At 67.3% G+C, this 17,908-nt stretch carries 20 protein-coding genes; 3 read left to right on the plus strand and 17 right to left on the minus strand.

Features of this window, described 5'->3' with window-relative positions:
- Window positions 1-37 precede the first annotated feature (37 nt).
- From rpsK to ATE67_RS08830, 5 genes are all read right to left on the minus strand, one after another.
- Entirely contained in the window at window positions 38-427 is a 390-nt protein-coding gene (gene rpsK, locus ATE67_RS08810) for a 30S ribosomal protein S11 (protein WP_003040416.1), read from the minus strand.
- 75 nt (window positions 428-502) lie between these two features.
- Entirely contained in the window at window positions 503-871 is a 369-nt protein-coding gene (gene rpsM, locus ATE67_RS08815; protein WP_037553668.1) for a 30S ribosomal protein S13, read from the minus strand.
- Window positions 872-1,090: 219 nt separating this feature from the next.
- Complete coding sequence (locus ATE67_RS08820) at window positions 1,091-1,882, minus strand: inositol monophosphatase family protein (protein WP_058816335.1); 792 nt, start codon at window positions 1,880-1,882, stop codon at window positions 1,091-1,093.
- Between the two features lie 6 nt (window positions 1,883-1,888).
- Window positions 1,889-3,232 (minus strand): TldD/PmbA family protein, encoded by a 1,344-nt coding sequence (locus tag ATE67_RS08825; RefSeq protein WP_058816336.1) that lies wholly within the window; start codon window positions 3,230-3,232, stop codon window positions 1,889-1,891.
- Between the two features lie 51 nt (window positions 3,233-3,283).
- Complete coding sequence (locus ATE67_RS08830; protein WP_058816337.1) at window positions 3,284-3,682, minus strand: hypothetical protein; 399 nt, start codon at window positions 3,680-3,682, stop codon at window positions 3,284-3,286.
- A 312-nt stretch (window positions 3,683-3,994) separates the two neighbouring features.
- Between ATE67_RS08830 and ATE67_RS08835 the strand changes: the two genes are divergently transcribed.
- Window positions 3,995-5,929: a S9 family peptidase gene (locus ATE67_RS08835; protein ID WP_058816338.1), complete on the plus strand. Its 1,935-nt coding sequence runs from the start codon at window positions 3,995-3,997 to the stop codon at window positions 5,927-5,929.
- Window positions 5,930-6,020: 91 nt separating this feature from the next.
- Here the strand turns inward: ATE67_RS08835 and ATE67_RS08840 are convergent, their stop codons facing one another.
- The 11 genes from ATE67_RS08840 to ATE67_RS08890 form a co-directional block, all read right to left on the minus strand.
- Complete coding sequence (locus ATE67_RS08840) at window positions 6,021-6,623, minus strand: hypothetical protein (RefSeq protein ID WP_058816339.1); 603 nt, start codon at window positions 6,621-6,623, stop codon at window positions 6,021-6,023.
- A gap of 86 nt (window positions 6,624-6,709) precedes the next feature.
- Window positions 6,710-7,228 carry a demethoxyubiquinone hydroxylase family protein gene (locus ATE67_RS08845; RefSeq protein WP_058816340.1) on the minus strand — a complete coding sequence of 173 codons (519 nt, stop codon included), beginning with the start codon at window positions 7,226-7,228 and terminating at the stop codon, window positions 6,710-6,712.
- A complete protein-coding gene (locus ATE67_RS08850; RefSeq protein WP_058816341.1) occupies window positions 7,225-7,707 on the minus strand; it encodes a disulfide bond formation protein B in 483 nt (160 codons plus the stop codon). Before ATE67_RS08850 ends, ATE67_RS08845 begins: the two co-directional genes overlap by 4 nt.
- Window positions 7,708-7,830: 123 nt before the next feature.
- Window positions 7,831-9,219, minus strand: coding sequence for a S41 family peptidase (locus tag ATE67_RS08855; RefSeq protein ID WP_058816342.1), 1,389 nt, complete (start codon window positions 9,217-9,219; stop codon window positions 7,831-7,833).
- 134 nt (window positions 9,220-9,353) lie between these two features.
- Window positions 9,354-10,568 (minus strand): murein hydrolase activator EnvC family protein, encoded by a 1,215-nt coding sequence (locus ATE67_RS08860; RefSeq protein WP_058816343.1) that lies wholly within the window; start codon window positions 10,566-10,568, stop codon window positions 9,354-9,356.
- Window positions 10,565-10,993 carry a 23S rRNA (pseudouridine(1915)-N(3))-methyltransferase RlmH gene (locus tag ATE67_RS08865; protein ID WP_058816344.1) on the minus strand — a complete coding sequence of 143 codons (429 nt, stop codon included), beginning with the start codon at window positions 10,991-10,993 and terminating at the stop codon, window positions 10,565-10,567. Before ATE67_RS08865 ends, ATE67_RS08860 begins: the two co-directional genes overlap by 4 nt.
- Window positions 10,994-11,025: 32 nt before the next feature.
- Window positions 11,026-11,418: a ribosome silencing factor gene (rsfS, locus tag ATE67_RS08870; RefSeq protein ID WP_058816345.1), complete on the minus strand. Its 393-nt coding sequence runs from the start codon at window positions 11,416-11,418 to the stop codon at window positions 11,026-11,028.
- The gene (locus ATE67_RS08875; RefSeq protein ID WP_058816346.1) at window positions 11,415-12,068 is read right to left on the minus strand and encodes a nicotinate-nucleotide adenylyltransferase; all 654 of its coding nucleotides are present in this window, start codon (window positions 12,066-12,068) and stop codon (window positions 11,415-11,417) included. Before ATE67_RS08875 ends, rsfS begins: the two co-directional genes overlap by 4 nt.
- On the minus strand, window positions 12,065-12,355 hold the full coding sequence (locus ATE67_RS08880) for a type II toxin-antitoxin system RelE/ParE family toxin (RefSeq protein WP_231728089.1): 291 nt from the start codon (window positions 12,353-12,355) through the stop codon (window positions 12,065-12,067). The genes ATE67_RS08875 and ATE67_RS08880 overlap by 4 nt, the downstream gene beginning before the upstream one ends.
- Before the next feature lie 2 nt (window positions 12,356-12,357).
- Window positions 12,358-12,687: a CopG family ribbon-helix-helix protein gene (locus ATE67_RS21655; RefSeq protein ID WP_082660278.1), complete on the minus strand. Its 330-nt coding sequence runs from the start codon at window positions 12,685-12,687 to the stop codon at window positions 12,358-12,360.
- Window positions 12,651-13,934, minus strand: coding sequence for a glutamate-5-semialdehyde dehydrogenase (locus ATE67_RS08890; RefSeq protein ID WP_058816348.1), 1,284 nt, complete (start codon window positions 13,932-13,934; stop codon window positions 12,651-12,653). The genes ATE67_RS21655 and ATE67_RS08890 overlap by 37 nt, the downstream gene beginning before the upstream one ends.
- A gap of 79 nt (window positions 13,935-14,013) precedes the next feature.
- Here ATE67_RS08890 and ATE67_RS08895 point away from each other — a divergent pair, with 79 nt between their 5' ends.
- A complete protein-coding gene (locus ATE67_RS08895; RefSeq protein WP_058816349.1) occupies window positions 14,014-15,147 on the plus strand; it encodes a DUF3667 domain-containing protein in 1,134 nt (377 codons plus the stop codon).
- A 46-nt stretch (window positions 15,148-15,193) separates the two neighbouring features.
- Entirely contained in the window at window positions 15,194-16,825 is a 1,632-nt protein-coding gene (locus ATE67_RS08900) for an alkaline phosphatase D family protein (protein ID WP_082660279.1), read from the plus strand.
- On the opposite strand, the gene ATE67_RS08905 is transcribed toward ATE67_RS08900, so the two are convergent.
- Window positions 16,822-17,745, minus strand: coding sequence for a crotonase/enoyl-CoA hydratase family protein (locus ATE67_RS08905; protein ID WP_058816350.1), 924 nt, complete (start codon window positions 17,743-17,745; stop codon window positions 16,822-16,824). The genes ATE67_RS08900 and ATE67_RS08905 overlap by 4 nt on opposite strands.
- Between the last annotated feature and the right edge of the window lie 163 nt (window positions 17,746-17,908).

Raw genomic sequence — 17,908 nt, forward strand, 5'->3', positions numbered from 1 at the left:
GCGGGCGGCGCCCCGGCGGGGCGCGCCCGAAAAGGCGTCAGACGCGGCGGCGCTTGGCCGGGCGGACACCATTGTGCGGGATCGGCGTCACGTCGCGGATCGACGTGATGTGGAAACCCACGGCCTGCAACGCGCGCAGGGCCGATTCACGGCCGGCGCCCGGTCCCTTGACCTCGACTTCCAGCGTGCGGACGCCGTGTTCGGCGGCCTTCTTGCCGGCGTCTTCGGCGCAAACCTGCGCGGCATAAGGGGTCGACTTGCGGCTGCCCTTGAAGCCCATCATGCCGGCGCTCGACCAGGCAATCGCATTGCCCTGCGCGTCGGTGATGGTGATCATGGTGTTGTTGAAGGTCGCGTTGACGTGCGCGACGCCCGACGAGATATTCTTGCGTTCGCGCCGACGAAGGCGCTGCGGTTCACGAGCCATTGTGCTGTATCCTACCTAAATCCGTAAAGCGGCCGGGGCGCAGCCAGAAGGCGGCCGCCGGCGCGAAAAACCGGCTTACTTCTTCTTGCCGGCGATCGGCTTCGCCTTGCCCTTGCGGGTGCGCGCATTGGTGTGCGTGCGCTGGCCGCGGACGGGAAGGCCCTTGCGATGACGCAGGCCGCGATAGCAGGCGAGGTCCATCAGGCGCTTGATGTTCATCGCCGTGTTGCGGCGAAGATCACCCTCGACCGTGTGGTCGGCGTCCAGCGTTTCGCGGATCTGGAGGACTTCGGCGTCCGACAGGTCCTGAACGCGGCGGCTGTGGTCGATGCCCAGCTTGTCGGCGATGTCGACGGCGGTCTTGCGGCCGATGCCGTGGATGTAGGTGAGCGCAATGATAACGCGCTTGTTGGTGGGCAGGTTGACGCCCGCGATACGTGCCATTGGGTACTTTCTCCTGCTCCACAGGGTCGCTGGCAACGACCCCATCTCAAAGCGTCTGATTTCCAACGCAAAAAACGGACCACGAATACGCTTGGAGCGTTTCGCCGTCCGGTCAGGCTGTCGGAATGGTGCGCAATTAGGGTGAGTCGCGCGCAAAGTCAAGCGAAGCGCGGCAGATTGCGCCAGGTCCTCCCGGTGGCGAGGCCATGGGAAGGAAGCTTATGGTTGCGAGGTAAGCGCCACCGCGCGCTCGTGCAAGCGGCTGACGACGGCCCGGTGGATGCCGGGGGCGCAGGCGATGACGCCGAAGGCTTGCGCGCGCGGGGTGTTGAAGACGAGCGGTTCGCCGAAGGCGTCGGTGACGACGGCCCCGGCCTCGGTCGCGATCAGCGCCGCGGCGGCGACGTCCCACTCGAACCCCCAGCGCAGGGTCGCGACCAGATCGGCGCGGTCGTCGGCGACCAGCGCCATGCGCAGCGCGATGCTGTTGGGCTTCGTCACCATGATCAGGTCGCGGTCGATCTTGGGCAGGCTGTCGGCGGGGACACGCGATCCGTCGAAGATCATCCGGCGGCTGGCGCGCAGCGTTTCGCCGTTCAATGTCGCGCCCTTGCCCTTTTGCGCGACCCACAGCTCGTCGAGCGCGGGCGCGTATAGCACGCCCAGTTCGGGTTCGCCGTCGATGACGAGCGCGACCGACACGCACCAGCCGGGCCGCCCGCGAATGAAATCGCGCGTGCCGTCGATCGGATCGACGCACCACATGGCGCGGCACGTCAGCCGGTCCTCATTGTCGGCCGTCTCTTCGGACAGCCAGCCAGCCTCGGGCACCATCGCGCCGAGCACGGCCTTGAGGCGCGCGTCGACCGCCAGATCGACGTCGCTGACCGGATTGTCGTGCGACTTGTTCCACACGTCGATGGCGCGCCCTTCGCCGCGCCAGCGCGCCATCGCCATGTCGCCGACCTCGCGGGTGGCGGCGATCACGGCTTCGAGGTTGCGACCCGGCATCGGGGTCTAGCCCGACGCGACGGTCATGCCGTCGATGCGCAAGGTCGGCACATTGGTGCCGTGACGGAATTCCAGGTCGTTCGCGGGGATCAGCGCCGCGAACATGTCGATGAGGTTGCTAGCGACGGTGAATTCGGCGATCGGCCCGGCGATCTGTCCATCGCGGATCACGAAGCCCGACGCGCCGCGGCTGTAGTCGCCGGTGACCGGGTTGACGCCCTGGCCGATCAGCTCGGTGACGTAGATCCCCTCCTTGATGTCGGCCATCAGCGCGTCGGGCGTGACGCTGCCCGCGGCGAGATGCAGGTTGCTCGCGCTGACCCCCGACGCGCCGCCGCCGCGGCTGGCATGACCCGTCGGTTCGAGACCGAGCTGCTTCGCCGATGCGGTGTCGAGCAGCCAGCCGGTGATCTTGCCCCCGGTCACGATGTCGCGCGGTGCGGTCGGCAGGCCCTCGCCGTCGAAGGCGCGGCTGCGCAGCCCGCGCCGGCGGTGTGGGTCGTCGCGGACGATGATGCTGCTGTCGAACAGCGCCTGGTCTTCCTTGCCGAGCAGGAAGCTGGTGCCGCGGGCGATCGCGGGGCCCGCGATCGCGCTCAGCAGGTGGCCGACGATGCTCGCGCCGATGCGCGGATCGAGGATGACGGGCAGCTTGCCGGTCGGCGCCTTGCCGGGATTGAGGCGCTTGACCGCGCGGCTGCCGGCGCGGACGCCGATCTCTTCGGCGCTTTCGAGGTCCGACAGGTGGTGCGCGCTGTGCCAGCCATAGTCGCGCTGCATGCTCGCGCCTTCGCCCGCGATGACGCTCGCGGACAGGCTGTGGCCGCTCGACCCATAACCGCCCAGGAAGCCATGGCTGGTCGCGAGCGCAAAGCGGGTGCGGCTGTGGCTGGCGCTGCCGCCCTCGCTGTTGGTGACGCCGGCGACGGCGCGGGCGGCCTCTTCGACCGCAAGCGCGGCGGCGCGCAGCGCCTGCGGATCGGCCTCGCTGCCGTCGTCGAGATCGAAGTCGGGGGCGGTGCCGCGGAAGAGGCGGTCCTGCGGTGCCAGCCCCGAATAGGGATCCTCGGGCGCCTCGCGCGCCATCGCAATGCAGCGCTCGACCAGCTTGGCGAGTTCGCCCGCGTCCATGTCGGCGGTCGAGACGCTGGCGCTGCGCTGGCCGACGAAGACGCGCAGGCTGATGTCCTGTCCTTCGGAGCGTTCGACATCCTCGAGCGCGCCGAGCCGCATCGACACCGAGGTCGCGGCGTTGCAATAATAAAGCGCGTCGGCGGCGTCGGCGCCGGCTTTGGTCGCGGCGTCGCACAGCATCTGGGCGCGGTCGAGGGCTTCGGCAACGGTCAGCATGGCCGCGCCCTATACGGCGCGCGGGTCAGCGTCAAAATCTAAAGTCGGTGATTACTTCGCGATCGCGGCGATGGCGTCCGTCGCGGCCATCGCGCCGCTGACCCACAGGAAGGGCAGCGTCAGCGCAGCCGCCCACAGGCGACGCGTGTCGCGGCGGAAGCGCTGGTGGAGCCCGCGGCTGGCGAGCGCCTGACGGCTGAGGTGATACCAGCGGCGTTCGGTCGAGCGTGCGATCGGCAAGGCGAGCGCGACAAGCATGATTAGCGCGACGACGATGAGGGCGGACGGCGCCCCGGCCGCGACGGCGCTCATGACAAGCCAGATCTGGAGGGCGGCAAAGGCGATCAGCGCCGCGGCGGCGTGGACCGTCATCCGGCGCCCCAGGCTGCGTGCCGGCGGCACGCTTGCAGTCGCTCGGCGCCAGAGGCGCGGTTCGAACGTCGATGCCATGTTTTCAGCCTCCCCGGCCGGCGATTCCCAGAAACCGCACGTTTTGCCCCAAATAATCCCAAGTCAAGACACTCTGCCCGCGATTCGTTAATTTTTGCATTCAATTCATCCCGGAATCGTAACAAAATCGCGTCGGAGTGCCGAAATCGCTGCAAAATAGGCGCTATTCGTCGCTCAGACGGCTCAAAACTGCTGCCAGTCGTCGAGCGCGAGACGTCGTTGGTCGACTTGCATCCAAAGCGCATGTCGATAGCGTCTAGCCCTTGTCCGATTGCAGACATCCATCTGCAACCATGCAACCGGGGAATATCGATGCGTTACCTGACTTTCGTCGCCGCCCTCACTTTGCCGTTCGCGCCCGCTCTGGCGCAGGAGGCCGCCACGCCGGCGGTCGAGCCCAAGCCCGCGGCGCTGGTCGCCGACGGCTTGCCGGAAGTGCCGGCCGAGCTTGCCGCCGCAACGCGGCCCTATATGGAAAATCGCGGCGCGGGCTTCGTCGGCTGGAACCCGGTCGACCGATCGATGCTGATCTCGACGCGCTTCGGCAACACCAACCAGATCCACCGCGTCGCGATGCCGATGGGCGCGCGCAAGCAGCTGACCTTCGAGGCCGAACCCGTCGGCTCGGCCGCCTGGTCGCCGAAGAGCGCCGACATCATGCTCCTCCAGAAGGACGTCGGCGGCAATGAATTCTTTCAGATCTATGCGATGAAGAATGGCCGGCTCGAACTGCTGACCGATGGCAAGAGCCGCAACAGCTACAACGCGTGGAGCAAGGACGGCAGCCTGCTTGCCTTCACCTCGACGCGCCGCAACGGCCGCGACAGCGATATCTATCTGATGAACCCGCGCGACGCGGCATCGAGCAAGATGATCGCGCAGGTCTCGGGCGGCGGCTGGGGCGTCAGCGACATCGCGCCGGACAAGAGCTGGGCGCTGGTCGGCAAATATGTCTCGGTGCAGAAGACCGATCTCTACCGCCTCGACCTCGCGACCGGCGCGATGACGCCGATCGGCGACCACAGCAAGACGGTGGCGCTCGGCGGCGGCTCCTTTGCCCCCGACGGCACCATCTGGATCACCAGCGACGAGGGCAGCGATTTCCAGCGGCTCGGGACGCTCGATGCGGCGACGGGGAAGTTCACGCCCAAGGGGCCGGCCGAAAAGTGGGACGTCGACACGTTCGACATTTCGGACGACGGCAGCCTCATCGCCTATGTCGTCAACGAGGCGGGGATAGCGAAGCTGCGCGTGATGGACGTCGCCAGCGGCAATGTCCGCACGGTCGAGCTGCCCGCCGGGATCATCGGCGGGATCGACATTGCCCCGTGGGGCGACATCGGCTTCAGCTTCACCTCGGCGCGCGCTGCGGCCGATGCGTACAGCGTCGATCCGAAAACGCTGAAGGTCACCCGCTGGACCGAGAGCGAGACCGGCGGCCTCGACGTGACGCAGAATGTCGAGCCCGAGCTGGTCAAGGTCAAGAGCTTCGACGGGCTCGAAGTGTCGGGCTTCCTCTATCGCCCCGATCCCAAAAAATTCCCCGGCAAGCGCCCGCTGATCATGAGCGTCCACGGCGGCCCCGAGGGGCAGTCGCGCCCCGGCTTCATGGGCCGCAGCAATTATCTGCTGAACGAAATGGGCATCGCGCTCTTCTATCCCAACGTCCGCGGCTCGACCGGCTATGGCAAGACCTTCGTCAGCCTCGACAACGGGCCGTTCAAGCGCGAGGACAGCGTGAAGGACATGGGCGCCTTCCTCGATACGCTCGCGAAGGACAAGAGCCTCGACGCGGGGCGCTTCGGCCTGACCGGGGGCAGCTATGGCGGCTATATGTGCTATGCGGCGGCGACGCACTATGCCGACAAGCTGCGCGCGAACCTCTGCGTCGTCGCGATCTCGAACTTCGTGACCTTCCTCGAAAACACGCAGGAATATCGCCGCGACCTCCGCCGCGTCGAATATGGCGACGAGCGCGTGCCCGAACAGCGCGCCAAGCTGATCGAGATTTCGCCGCTGACCCGCGTCGCCGACATCAAGAAGCCGCTGTTCATCGTCACCGGGGCGAACGACCCGCGCGTGCCCGCATCGGAAGCGGATCAGATCGTCGCGGCGGTGCGCAAGAACGGCGGTACGGCGTGGCACCTCGTCGGCACGAACGAGGGGCATGGCTTTGCGAAGAAGGAAAACGCCGATTATAATTTCTGGGCGTCGCTGCTTTTCTGGAAGCAGTATCTGCTGAACTGACGCCGGGCGTCGCCCCCGCGAAGGCGGGGGCCGCTATCGGCGTTCAGCAAGGATGCAGGCGGCCCCGCCTTCGCGGGGGCGGCGGCTATTTTTAGCTCTTCGGCGGAACCGGAAGCTCGCCCGCGTCGGCATCGGGGGTCGCCGGAACGGGCGCCATGCCGTTGGCCTGACGCTCCAGATCCTCGGCCGCCTTCTGGCGTTCGGCGAGCGCTTTCTCTTCGGCGACCACCGCGGCTTCGACTTCGGCGGCCGCGGCATCGATGCCGGCGATGCGTCTGGCGCGCTCGTCGGCGATCATCGCCTGCCAGTCGGTCTTGTCGGCCGCCTTCTGCTCGGCCTTCGCGCCCGAGACGAGCTGCTGCGTACAGCCGGTGAAGCCGCCGAGGCCGACCGGCGAGCAGCTGTCGGTGCCGAAGCGGCCGACGCGCTCCATCGCGGTCACGCGGTTGAGCCAGGCCTGGTTGCGCGGGTCGAGCGGGTCGCCGCCGCGAAAGATCTGCGGCACGCGATAGCGGTCCTGTTCGGGCAGGCGGTTACAGACGACGATCTCGTCGGCGCTCGACGGCTCGCACTTGTCGCTGCCATAGACGATGACCTGGTTGATCTTTTCGGCATTGGCCGAATCCTGCGCCGCGGCGGGAAACGCAGCGAAGCTGCTGGCGAGAAACAGCGCGGCGAGCGGCAGGCGGGTCATCACTTTATCCTTCATCCTGTTGTCGGGCGGCATGACAGCCCTTGTCTGCATCCGCGCTGAACGGAGCCGATCTGCGGGGAGTCTTATCAGATACGTTTCGAGAGCGCGATGGCTGCACGGCAGCCGGCGCGGATCGCGAGGCTGAGCAGCGGATAGCCGGGTGTGCTTTCGGCGCCCGCGGCGAGCGCGGCGTCCTTATGCTCCAGTTCCTCGGCACGGAAATCGGCGACCGCAGCGCTGAGTTCGGGGTCGCTGTCGCCGAGTTCGTCGAGCTGATCGCTGTAATGGCGGTCGATTTCGGTCTCGACCGCGGCGGTGCACGCCATCGCGGCGCGCGGCCCCATCGCGGCGGTCACCGCGCCGAGCGCAAAGCCCGCGACGTTCCACACCGGTTGCAATGCCGTCGGACGCACGCCGCGGCGGGCGACCATCGTATCGAAGAATTTGCGGTGGCGCTCTTCCTGCTCGGCCATATGCGCGATCTCGCGCGCCATCGGGTGGCGGTCGCCCATCACCGCGAGCTGGCCGGCGTAGATGCGCGTCGCGCCATATTCGCCCGCCTGGTCGACGCGGATCATCGCAGCGTTTTTGGGCGCCTTGCTCATACCGCCGATGTGGGCCGCCGGCGGAGCTTGGTCAAGACGAGCGCGGCGCCGGCGAGCGAAAAGATCGCGTTGAACCCGGCGAGCGAGACCGGGCCGAGCGTCCATTGCGGCACGTCGCAGCGGGTGATCGGCGCCGCCATGATGTCGTTCAGGGAGACCGGGCCGCTGACGCCGCTGCTGCAGGTCGTCAGCCCCTCCCACCAGCCATATTCGACCCCGGCGTGGAAGATGCCGATCAGGCCGCTGATCGCGATCGCGACCGCCGCGAGCGCGGTCAGCGCGCGCATCGCCGTCTCGTTGCCGCGCAGCAGCAGCGCAAGCGCGGCCAGAACGATCGCTGCCTGATGCGGCCAGCGCTGCCAATAGCACATCTCGCACGGGTGCAGGCCAAAGCCATATTGCGAGACCAGCGCGCCGCCATAGAGGGCGAGTGGGACGACAAGCGCCAGCAGCGGCGCGGCGAGACGGGATTGAGACATCAATACCTACCTTGGAATATCGTCATCCGGCGAAGGCCGGGATCTCGCCGCTGGTCATGATGCGACGATGAGATCCCGGCCTGAGCCGGGACGAAGAGAAATGAATCGATCGCTTCAATTATATCAGTTGCGCGCGGTCGGCTTGGCGGCGGGCTTGCCGCCCTGCGCCATGCGCGGCGCGCCGGGGTTGATCCGCCCGATCGTCTGCAACGCATAATAGAGCTGATAATCCTCGATGCCCTTCGCCTTCAGGTCGGCGGCGGTCGCGGTGAAGCGCGGATCCTCCTTTTCGTCCTTTTCGAGCAGGCTGTTGTCGACCTTCTTTTCGTTGATCAGGTGCCGGCGCAGGTCGCTCTCGCGGAAGCGCGGGCGGTCCTTGTAGTCGGCGTCAGACAGTTGCGGCACGCGGATGTCGGGATCGATCCCGCCTTCCTGCACGCTGCGGCCCGACGGCGTGTAATAGCGTGCGGTGGTCAGGCGGAGCGCCGTGGTGTCGGTCAGCGGCAGCACGGTCTGGACCGAGCCCTTGCCGAAGCTGCGCTCGCCCATGATCACCGCGCGGCGCTGGTCCTGCAGCGCGCCCGCCACGATTTCGGACGCGGAGGCCGATCCGGCGTCGATCAGCACGATCACCGGGGCGCCGCCCGCCAGGTCGCCGGGTTCGGCGAAATAGCGTTCGATGTCGCCCTTCTTGCGGCCGCGCTGCGAGACGATTTCACCGCGTTCGAGGAACAGGTCGCTGATCCCGACGGCTTCGTCGAGCAGCCCGCCGGGGTTCGAGCGGAGGTCGAGCACCCAGCCGCGCGGCTTGCGGCCGAGCGATTTTTCGACCGAGAGCATCGCGGCCTTGAGATCGCGCGTCGCATCGGCCGAGAAGCTGGTGACGGTCAGCACGCCGACGTCGCCCGAGACTTCCCATTTGACGGGCTTCAGGTCGATGACCTCGCGCGTCAGCGTCATTTCCAGCGGCTTGTCCTGGCCTTCGCGCACGACGGTGATGTCGATCGTGGTGCCCGGACGGCCGCGCATCTGTTCGACCGCCTCGTCCAGCGTCAGCCCAAAAATGAGCTCCTTGTTGATGTGGGTGATATAGTCGCCCGCCTTGATCCCCGCGCGGTCGGCGGGGGTGTCGGCGGTCGGTGTGATCACCTTGACGACGCCGTCCTCCATCGTGACCGACAGGCCCAGGCCGCCATATTCACCATCGGTTTGCGTGCGCAGGTTCGAATAGTCGCGCGCGTCGAGATAGCCCGAATGCGGGTCGAGGCTGGCGAGCATGCCGTTGATCGCGCCCTCGATCAGCTTCGAATCGTCGACCGGTTCGACATAGTTGGATTTGACCTCGAGATAGACGTCCATGAAGCGCGCAATCTCTTCCTGCGTCTTGCTGTCGACGGTCGCCATCGCGCCGGTCGCCAGCGGGACGAGCGCCAGCGTCGAAAGCGCGGCGGCGCCCTGCCACAGCGCGAAGCGGCGGCGCGGGGACGAAGGGGTCTTGGTCGATTCGGTCATGGGCGTCTTTCACTCACGCAGGACAAGTCCCGCCTTATAATCCCCGGCCGTCCATCCTCCTACGCATTTATACGGGCGTCAAGCGGTCGATCCCGATACGGGTCAGCGTGCGAATGGGGGATTAACGGCTCCGCTCACCCCAGCATCTGCGCGATATCGACCGGGCGCCCGGCGCGGCGCAGCTCGATGGTGATGCGGCTGTCGTTCGACCCCGCACGGCCCACCGGCGTCCCGGCGTCGAGCGTGTCGCCGACGCCGACCGACAGCCCGATCAGCCCGGTGACGAGCGAGGTCCAGCCGCCGCCATGGTCGATGATCAAAATCTTGCCATAGCCGCGATAATCGCCGGCAAAGCTGACGCGGCCGGGCGCAGGAGCGACGACCTGGCCGCCGGGCCGCGCCGCGATGGTGATGCCGCGCGACCGCACACCGCTGTCGTTGACCTCGCCCAGCCCCGCAACGATCCGCCCGACGACCGGCAGGCGATAGGCGCCGCGCGTCAGCTCGTTTTCGGCTTCGGCCGGCGGCGCGGGGCGCATCACCGCGCTGGTCGGATCGCGCGGGCGCGGCAGCGGGCCCGACAATTGGGCGAGCTCGCGGCGCGTCGCGCCGTCGGCCTCGAGCGTGTCCATCAGCTCGACGATATCGCGCGCCTTTTCGCCCAGTCCCAGCGCCCGGTCCGATTCGAGCTGCGCGCTGCTCATCAGCTCGCGCGACCTCAGGCGGCCCTCATTCTCGAGCCGGGTCAGCGCGTCGCGGCGCTGGGCGAGCTGAGTCCGGCTCGCGGCGAGCGCCTTCAGCGCCACCGCCTGTTGCTGGCGCACGCTGCGCAGCTGCGCGAGTTCGCGCCGCACGCCTGCGGTGCGCTTCTCGATCACCGGCATCGCGGCGTCGATCACCGCGCGCGCATGGACCATGTCGGTCAGCGAGCCGGGCTGCGCGAGGACGCTGACCGGCGGCTGGCGGCTGAGTTGCTGGAGCGCGGCGGTGAGTTCGAGCAGCGGCTGCTGCTGCTCGGCAAGCCGCGCCTCCTGGCCCTTCACCCGCCGCGTGACGAGCGCGACGCGCGCCTCGCCGGCGTTGATGTCGGCCTCGGCCGACTGGATGCGCGCGGCGAGGGCGGCGCTGCGTTTCTTGAGACGGTCGGCCTCGTCGCGCGCGGCGGCCGCCTGTGCCTCCAAAGCGGCGCTGCGCGCCATCGCGTCGGCCGATTGCTGCTTGGCCGAGACGAGCTGCTGGCGCTCGCGGTCGGCGATCGCCTGCGGATCGAAGACGTCGCTCTGCGCGACGGCAATCGCGCCGCCGATGACGGTCAGGCCCAGCGCCAGCGCCGCCGCCCAACGCCTCATTGCCGGCCCTCGCGGTGATAGGGGTGGTTCGCGATGATGCTGGTGGCGCGCCACAATTGTTCGGCCAGCATCGCGCGCGCCATCAGATGCGGCCAGGTCGCGCGGCCGAAGGCGATGACCTTGTCGGCGCCCTCGCGTTCTTCGGGGGTGAACCCGTCGGCGGCGCCCAGGCAAAAACGCGCTTCGCGCACGCCGCCATCGCGCCATTTTTCGAGAAGCTTGGCAAATTCGAGCGACGACATCTGATCGCCGCCCTCGTCGAGCAATATCGTGCGGCTGTTATCGCCGGGGGCAGGGGTACGCCCGCCCGTATCGGGAAGCTCCGAAATCTTCTGCGCCCAGGTCACGCGCTTCATATAGCGCTCGACCAGCTCGGCCTCGGGCCCGCGCCCGATGCGCCCGCGCGCGATGATGTGCAGCAACATGACGCCTCGCCTACGTTAGCGAGGCAAAGGCGTCAATTTACCGCGGCAACCGGCGGCGCGTCCCCGAACGACCACATGCGCTCGAGGTTGTAGAAGCTGCGAACCTCGGGACGGAACAGGTGGACGATGACGTCGCCGGCATCGATCAGCACCCAGTCGGCATTGGGCAGGCCCTCGACGCGGACGTGGCGGCCCGCTTCCTGCTTGATGCGCTGCGCCAGCTTGTCGGCGATCGCCGAGACATGGCGCGTCGACCGGCCGCTCGCGATCACCATATGATCGGCGATGCTGCTCTTGCCGGCAAGCGGGATGGAGATGGTTTCCTGGGCCTGATCCTCATCCAGCTGGTGAAGGATCAGTGCGTGGAGCGCGTCCACATTGTCATTGGCGGATGCAGTGCCTGCATCCTTACTGGCGGCGATCAAGCTTTTTCATTCCTTTCATCCATGGCCACGCACGAATGCGTCACAGGGTCGCGCATTGCGCGGCCTGCATAGCGTTCGAACCAGCGGGGGTTGGCCTGCCGTATTGCAGTTGCGGATCGCACATCGGGCGAAAAACGCAGGAACACGAGGGCAGGCGGTCTCCAGTTCGTCCAATGGAGTTTCTGGTCCGCGGGCCGGACGAAGCGCCGAAGCCAACCCATCGCCTGGGCGGCGTGAGTCCGGCCATTATAGCCCGGACGCGCGACAATCGCAATCGGCATGAGTCGGGCGATCCCCCGCCAGTCGCGCCATTGGGGCAGCTGGACGAGATTGTCGGCGCCCATGATCCAGATGAACTGCCGATTGGGATAACGGCGGACGAGTTTCCGCAGCGTATCGACCGTGTAGCGCGTGCCAAGCGCGGCCTCGATCGCGGTCGCCCGGATCGGCGAACGCCGCGCCATGCGCTGCGCGGAACCCAGGCGCGCAGGCAGCGAGGCCATGCCCGCCTTGGGCTTTAAGGGATTGCCCGGCGAAACAAGCCACCACAGCTCGTCGAGCCCGAGCGCCTCGATCGCATTGAGGCTGATCGCGCGATGCCCGCCATGCGCAGGATTGAAGCTGCCGCCGAGGAGGCCGGTGGGGATCACGGGAGCGTCTGCCAATCCTCGCGATAGTGGCGGATCCTGACGATCCGGATCGCGGCCTTTTCAATTCGATAGAAAAGAAGAAAGGGCGAATTCGTCACCCGCCATTTGCGATAGGAAGTCCCGTCTACGATGGGTCCGGCGAAAGGATTTTCGACCAGAAAGTGCGCCGCAGCCACAGCATTTCTAGCAGCCCTGTCAGCAAACTCCAAGTCGAGGGCGCTGTAATAATCATCGATGCGCGCCAAGTCGATCCGGGCGCTGGTTGTCCAGATGATCGCTGCTGTCACGGCTATGACGATGGCGCGCTTCGTCTTGCGATCCGCTCTTCAATCCACGCTTCCATCTCTTCCTGCGTGTGGACACGTCCCGCTGCGATATCGTCTTCGCCAACCTTGATGAACGCCAAAAACTCGGTTTCGCGCTCGACATATTCGCGCACGGCTTGTGCCACCAGCCATGACCGCGACCGGTCATATCGTTCGGCCAGCTGATCCAAGCCGTTTAAAACGCCGGCGTCGATCCGGGCGGAAATAGGTGAGCTAGTATCCATGTTTCGAAGTATACCACTTGTATACAAATGATTCAAGGACGCGTCTGACCGCTCCCGCGCACCAGCCATTTGTACGTCGTCAGCCCCTCGAGTGCGACGGGGCCGCGCGCGTGGAGCCGGCCGGTGGCGATGCCGATTTCGGCGCCGAGGCCGAACTCGCCGCCGTCGGCGAATTGCGTCGAGGCGTTGTGCATGACGATCGCGCTGTCGACTTCGGCGAGGAAGCGTTCGGCGATCGCAGCGTCCTCGGTGACGATCGCGTCGGTGTGGCGGCTCGAATGCGCGTCGATATGCGCGAGCGCGCCGGTCAGGCCGTCGACGAGCGCGACCGAGACGATCGCGTCGAGATATTCGGTGTCCCAGTCGCCCGCCGATGCCGGGTCGACATGCGGGCTGAGCGCCGCAATGCCCTTGTCGCCGCGCACTTCGCAGCCCGCCTGGACCAGCGCGTCGATAACGCCAAGCGGCCCGGGGTAAGCGTGGTCGATCAGGATCGTCTCGGTCGCGCCGCAGACGCCGGTGCGACGCATCTTGGCATTCACGGCCAATGCGACCGCTTCCGCCGGATCGGCCGCGCCGTCGATATAGAGATGGTTGATCCCGTCGAGATGCGCGAGCACGGGGACGCGCGCCTCGTCCTGAACCCGCGCGACCAGGCTCTTGCCGCCGCGCGGAATGATGATGTCGATCAGGCCCTGCGCGCGCAGCAGCGCGCCGACCGCGGCGCGGTCCTGTACGGGCACCAGCTGCACCGCGTCGGCGGGCAGGCCGGCTTCGGCGAGTCCTGCGACCAGCGCCGCGTGTATGGCACGGTTGCTGTGCACCGCCTCGCTGCCGCCGCGCAGGATCACCGCATTGCCCGACATCAGGCCCAGCGCCGCCGCGTCGGCGGTGACATTGGGGCGGCTCTCGTAGACGATGCCCACGACGCCGAGCGGGACGCGGACGCGGCTCAGTTCGATGCCGTTCGGTCGAGTGCTCCGGTCGATTTCCAGCCCGACGGGATCGGGCAACGCCGCGACCGTCTCGACCGCATCGGCAATGCCGCCCAGCCGCACGTCGTCGAGCCGCAACCGGTCGAGCATCGCCGCGCTCAGCCCCGACGCCTTTCCGCCCTCCATGTCGCGCGCGTTCGCCGCGAGGATCGCCGTGGCCCGCGCGCGCAATTGCGTCGCTGCCGCGCGCAGCGCCGCCGCCTTGTCGGCGGTGCTGGCGACGGCCAGCGCTTTCGCCGCGGCGCGCGCGCGGGCGCCCATGTCGGCGATCAGCGCATCGGGGTCCGTAAGGCGCGGCGGAGTGAGGGCTTCGGCGTTCATGCGACGGGGCAATATCACTTTTGACGCGATTCCCGAAAGCCCCGTTGCGCGAGGTCATATGCCTCACTAGTCAGGGCGCATGAGCGGGGACATCGAAAGCATCGGGGCGGCGATTACGGCGGGGCTGGCGGGGTCGGCGGTCGAACCCAAACATGGCGGCGCGGGTGGCCATGGCGGATCGCGTTGCCTCAACTGCGGCACGACGCTGGTCGGCTCGCACTGCCACCGCTGCGGCCAGAAAGCCGATGTGCATCGCAGCGTCGGCGCGATCGGGCACGACCTGGTGCATGCGATCTTCCATTTCGAGGGCAAGCTCTGGAACACCTTGCCGCTGCTCGCGTGGCGGCCGGGCGACCTGACGCGCCGCTATATTCACGGCGAGCGCGCGAGTTTCATCTCGCCGCTCGCGCTGTTCCTCTTCGCGGTCTTCCTCACCTATGCCGTGCTGGCGATGGTCGGCGCCGGGGGCGGTCTGGGCGAGGGCCTCAACAAGGCGGCGGCAGAGCAGACGCGCACCGCGGCGATCAAGGACAGCATGCAGGCCGAGGTCGACCGGATCGACACCGAGCTGGCGAAGCAGGATCTGCCCGCCGCATCGCGCCGGGAACTGGTGAGCGAGCGCGACACATTGCAGAAGAGCGCCGACTATCTCGGCGTGTCGCGCAGCCGCAGCCGGGACGAGCGCGCGAGCGACCGCGACGCGGGGCCGCCGGTGCTCGAAAATCCGAAGGACCAGGTGATCACCAGCGCCAATTTCATTTCGCAGAGCCGAATCAAGACGGGGGTGGAGTTCATCGATCACGGGCTCGAGAAGGCCTTCGCGAACCCGGCGTTGATTCTCTACAAATTGCAGGCGAACGCCTATAAATTCGCCTGGGCGCTGATCCCGCTGTCGCTGCCCTTCATGTGGCTGCTCTATCCGTTCAGCCGGCGCTTTCACACCTACGACCATTTCGTCTTCGTGACCTATTCGATCAGTTTCATGCTGCTGCTGTTCGTCGTCGTGCGGCTGCTCAACCTGACGGTTTTCGGCGACGTGATGACCTTCTTCGCGATGCTCTATGTGCCCTTCCACATGTATCGCCAGCTGCGCGGCGCCTATCGTTCGTCGCGCTTCGGTGCGCTCGTCCGCGCGACGCTGCTCGTCTTTTTCAGCCTGTTTTCGGTAATCATGTTCATGCTGCTGCTGCTCGCCCTCGGGATCAGCGGATAGCTGTCACAAAAGTCGGGCAAAGATCCGGCGAAACGGGAGACGTGCAATGCACCAGCTTTGGGGCGAGATGGATCGCCGCCTGCTCATCAAGCTCAGCAGCGCGGGGCTTGCCGCGCTCGCCCTGCCGGGCGCGGCGCAGGCGATGGCGGCGCAGGGCTTCACGCACAGCGTCGCGAGCGGCGAGCCCGGGCCGGACAGCGTGCTGCTCTGGACGCGCTACGCCGCGCCGTCGGATACGCGGCTGACGGTCGAGCTGTCCGAAACGTCGGACTTTGCGCGCGTCGTCGCTGGCGGCAGCGTGACCGCCGCGGGCGACCGGGATCATACCGCCAAGCTGACGGTGAGCGGACTCCAGCCGGGGCGCTGGTATTATTATCGCTTCATCGCGCCTGACGGCACGCAGTCGCCGACCGGCCGGACGCGTACGTTGCCGCAGGGGCGGACGCGCGCCTTCACGCTGGCGCTCTTTTCCTGTTCGAACCTGCCCTTTGGCTGGTTCAACGCCTATGGCCACGCCGCGGCGCGGCAGGACATCGACCTCTGCGTCCATGTCGGCGACTATCTCTACGAGTACAAGGCCGGCGACTATCCCGCGGCGAAGGACATCGTCCCCGGACGGCTGGTGCAACCGACGCACGAGATCGTTGCGCTCGCCGACTATCGCCTCCGCTACGCCTCGTACCGCGCCGATCCCGACCTGCAGCGGCTGCACCAGCTGTTTCCGATGATCGCGCAGTGGGACGATCACGAATTCGCGAACGACGTCTGGAAGGGCGGCGCCGAAAACCACAATGAGGGCGAGGGCAGCTGGACCGATCGCGCCGCCGCCGCCGAACGCGCGCACAGCGAGTGGATGCCCGTCGCCGATACGCGCTGGCGCGATTATCAGGTCGGCGACCTCGCGACGATCTTCCTCCCCGAAACGCGCGTCACGGCGCGCGACAAGCCCTTCGATCTGGGCGACCTGTTGAAGGGCAAGCGCGACGTCCCCGCGACGCTGAAGCAATTCGCCGAAACCGGCTACCGCGACCCCGCACGCCAGCTGATGGGCGAGGTGCAGGAGCAATGGCTGTTCGACGGCTTCGCCAAGTCGGTGAGGGGCGGGACGCGCTGGCAGGTCTGCGCGCAGCAGATCGTCATGGGCTCGCTGTTCACCCCGCCCGAATCGCGCAACTGGTTCGGCGCCGACCAGCCCGATTATGTGAAGCGGCGCGTCGAAATCTCGCAGCTCGCGGCAAGGGCGGGGCTGCCGCTCAACATGGACAGCTGGGACGGCTATCCCGCGGCGCGCGACCGGCTGCTCGCTGCGGCGCAGCGCGCCGACGCCGATCTCGTCACCCTGTCGGGCGACAGCCACAACGCCTGGGCGTTCGACCTGACGCACGACGACCGCCCCGCAGGGATCGAGGTCGGCGGGCACAGCGTCACCTCGCCGGGCTTCGAAAGCTATACGCGCGGCATTTCGGACGCGGTCCGCGTCGCCGCGCTGCGCGGCTCGTCGCCGCAGCTCAAATGGGCAAACACGCAGGATCGCGGCTATGTGACCGTGGCGCTGACCCCCGATCGCGTCACCGCCGACTGGCACAGTGTCGCGTCGGTGCGCGAGCACGACCTGAAACTGTCGGGCTCGCACCGCATGACCACGATGCGCGGCACGCGGAAGTACGACGCCGCTTAGCTGTAGGGCGGCGTGTCCTCGAACTCGTCGAACCACGGATAGTCGTTGGCGACGCTCGCGGTGAAATTGGGCGGCCGCTTTTCGAGGAAGCTCATCACGCCCTCGACGGCGTCGGGGCTGCGCCCGCGCGAGAAGATCACCCGGCTGTCCCAGCGGTGCGCGTGGATCGGGTGCGGCGCACCAAGCATCCGCCACAGCATGTGGCGGGTCAGCGCGACCGAGACAGGCGCGCTGTCGGCGGTCATCTCGCGCGCCTTGGCGATCGCCGCGTCGATCAGCGCGCCCGGCGCGTGGACCGACTGGACGAGGCCCTTTTCATGCGCCTCGGCGGCCGAGATGAGGCGGCCCGAATAGCAGAGGTCGACCGCGTTCGCGATGCCGATCAGGCGCGGCAGGAACCAGCTTGACGCCGCTTCGGGCACGATGCCGCGGCGCGCGAAGACGAAGCCATAGCGTGCGGTCTCGCTGGCGAGCCGCGCGTCCATCGGCAGCGTCATCGTCGCGCCGATCCCGACCGCGGCGCCGTTGATCGCGCCGAGCACCGGCTTCTTCGCGGCGAAGATGCGCATCGTGACGCGCCCGCCGCCGTCCTGCACCAGCGGATGCGACCAGTTGATCGTGCCGTCCTCGGCCACCGGGCTTTTCGAGACGCCGGGGGGCAATTGCCCCAGCTTGTCGGCGCGCTTGTCGTAATCGAACGTGTCGCCGCCGCCGCCAAGGTCGGCGCCGGCGCAATAGGCCTTCTCTCCATGCCCGGTGAAGATCACCGCGCGCACGCCGTCGTCGGCGTCGCAATCGTCGAGCGCGGCGATGATCTCGGCCATCATGTCGGCGGTGAAGGCGTTCATCTTCTCGGGGCGATAGAGGGTCAGGAGGGCGATCCCCTCATGCTTGTCGAGGCGAATCTGGTCGTAGCTCATGTCTCTCTCCTTGCCGTTACGGCCATCGTTGCAAGCGGCACGGGCGAAGGCAAGCTCTAGTTTACGTAAGCGTAAAGACATATCCTCCCTGCGGCGCAGCCGTGGGGAGGGGGACCACGCGCTACGCGCTGCCCCCTCGCCATCGCCACGCGACAGGGAGGAT

The organism is Sphingopyxis sp. H050 (assembly GCF_001468265.1).
Classification (GTDB): domain Bacteria; phylum Pseudomonadota; class Alphaproteobacteria; order Sphingomonadales; family Sphingomonadaceae; genus Sphingopyxis.

Bases quoted from the DNA above. Each gene is read 5' to 3' on its own strand.
- ATE67_RS21655 (WP_082660278.1), bottom strand. From the start codon at position 12,687: ATGGCTGGTGCGCGGGAGCGGTCAGACGCGTCCTTGAATCATTTGTAT.
- ATE67_RS08895 (WP_058816349.1), top strand. From the start codon at position 14,014: ATGAGCGGGGACATCGAAAGCATCGGGGCGGCGATTACGGCGGGGCTG.
- ATE67_RS08900 (WP_082660279.1), top strand. From the start codon at position 15,194: ATGCACCAGCTTTGGGGCGAGATGGATCGCCGCCTGCTCATCAAGCTC.
- rpsM (WP_037553668.1), bottom strand. From the start codon at position 871: ATGGCACGTATCGCGGGCGTCAACCTGCCCACCAACAAGCGCGTTATC.
- ATE67_RS08890 (WP_058816348.1), bottom strand. From the start codon at position 13,934: ATGAACGCCGAAGCCCTCACTCCGCCGCGCCTTACGGACCCCGATGCG.
- ATE67_RS08855 (WP_058816342.1), bottom strand. From the start codon at position 9,219: ATGACCGAATCGACCAAGACCCCTTCGTCCCCGCGCCGCCGCTTCGCG.
- ATE67_RS08830 (WP_058816337.1), bottom strand. From the start codon at position 3,682: ATGGCATCGACGTTCGAACCGCGCCTCTGGCGCCGAGCGACTGCAAGC.
- ATE67_RS08865 (WP_058816344.1), bottom strand. From the start codon at position 10,993: ATGTTGCTGCACATCATCGCGCGCGGGCGCATCGGGCGCGGGCCCGAG.
- ATE67_RS08860 (WP_058816343.1), bottom strand. From the start codon at position 10,568: ATGAGGCGTTGGGCGGCGGCGCTGGCGCTGGGCCTGACCGTCATCGGC.
- rpsK (WP_003040416.1), bottom strand. From the start codon at position 427: ATGGCTCGTGAACCGCAGCGCCTTCGTCGGCGCGAACGCAAGAATATC.
- ATE67_RS08850 (WP_058816341.1), bottom strand. From the start codon at position 7,707: ATGTCTCAATCCCGTCTCGCCGCGCCGCTGCTGGCGCTTGTCGTCCCA.
- ATE67_RS08835 (WP_058816338.1), top strand. From the start codon at position 3,995: ATGCGTTACCTGACTTTCGTCGCCGCCCTCACTTTGCCGTTCGCGCCC.
- ATE67_RS08820 (WP_058816335.1), bottom strand. From the start codon at position 1,882: ATGCCGGGTCGCAACCTCGAAGCCGTGATCGCCGCCACCCGCGAGGTC.
- ATE67_RS08840 (WP_058816339.1), bottom strand. From the start codon at position 6,623: ATGACCCGCCTGCCGCTCGCCGCGCTGTTTCTCGCCAGCAGCTTCGCT.
- ATE67_RS08845 (WP_058816340.1), bottom strand. From the start codon at position 7,228: ATGAGCAAGGCGCCCAAAAACGCTGCGATGATCCGCGTCGACCAGGCG.
- ATE67_RS08825 (WP_058816336.1), bottom strand. From the start codon at position 3,232: ATGCTGACCGTTGCCGAAGCCCTCGACCGCGCCCAGATGCTGTGCGAC.
- ATE67_RS08905 (WP_058816350.1), bottom strand. From the start codon at position 17,745: ATGAGCTACGACCAGATTCGCCTCGACAAGCATGAGGGGATCGCCCTC.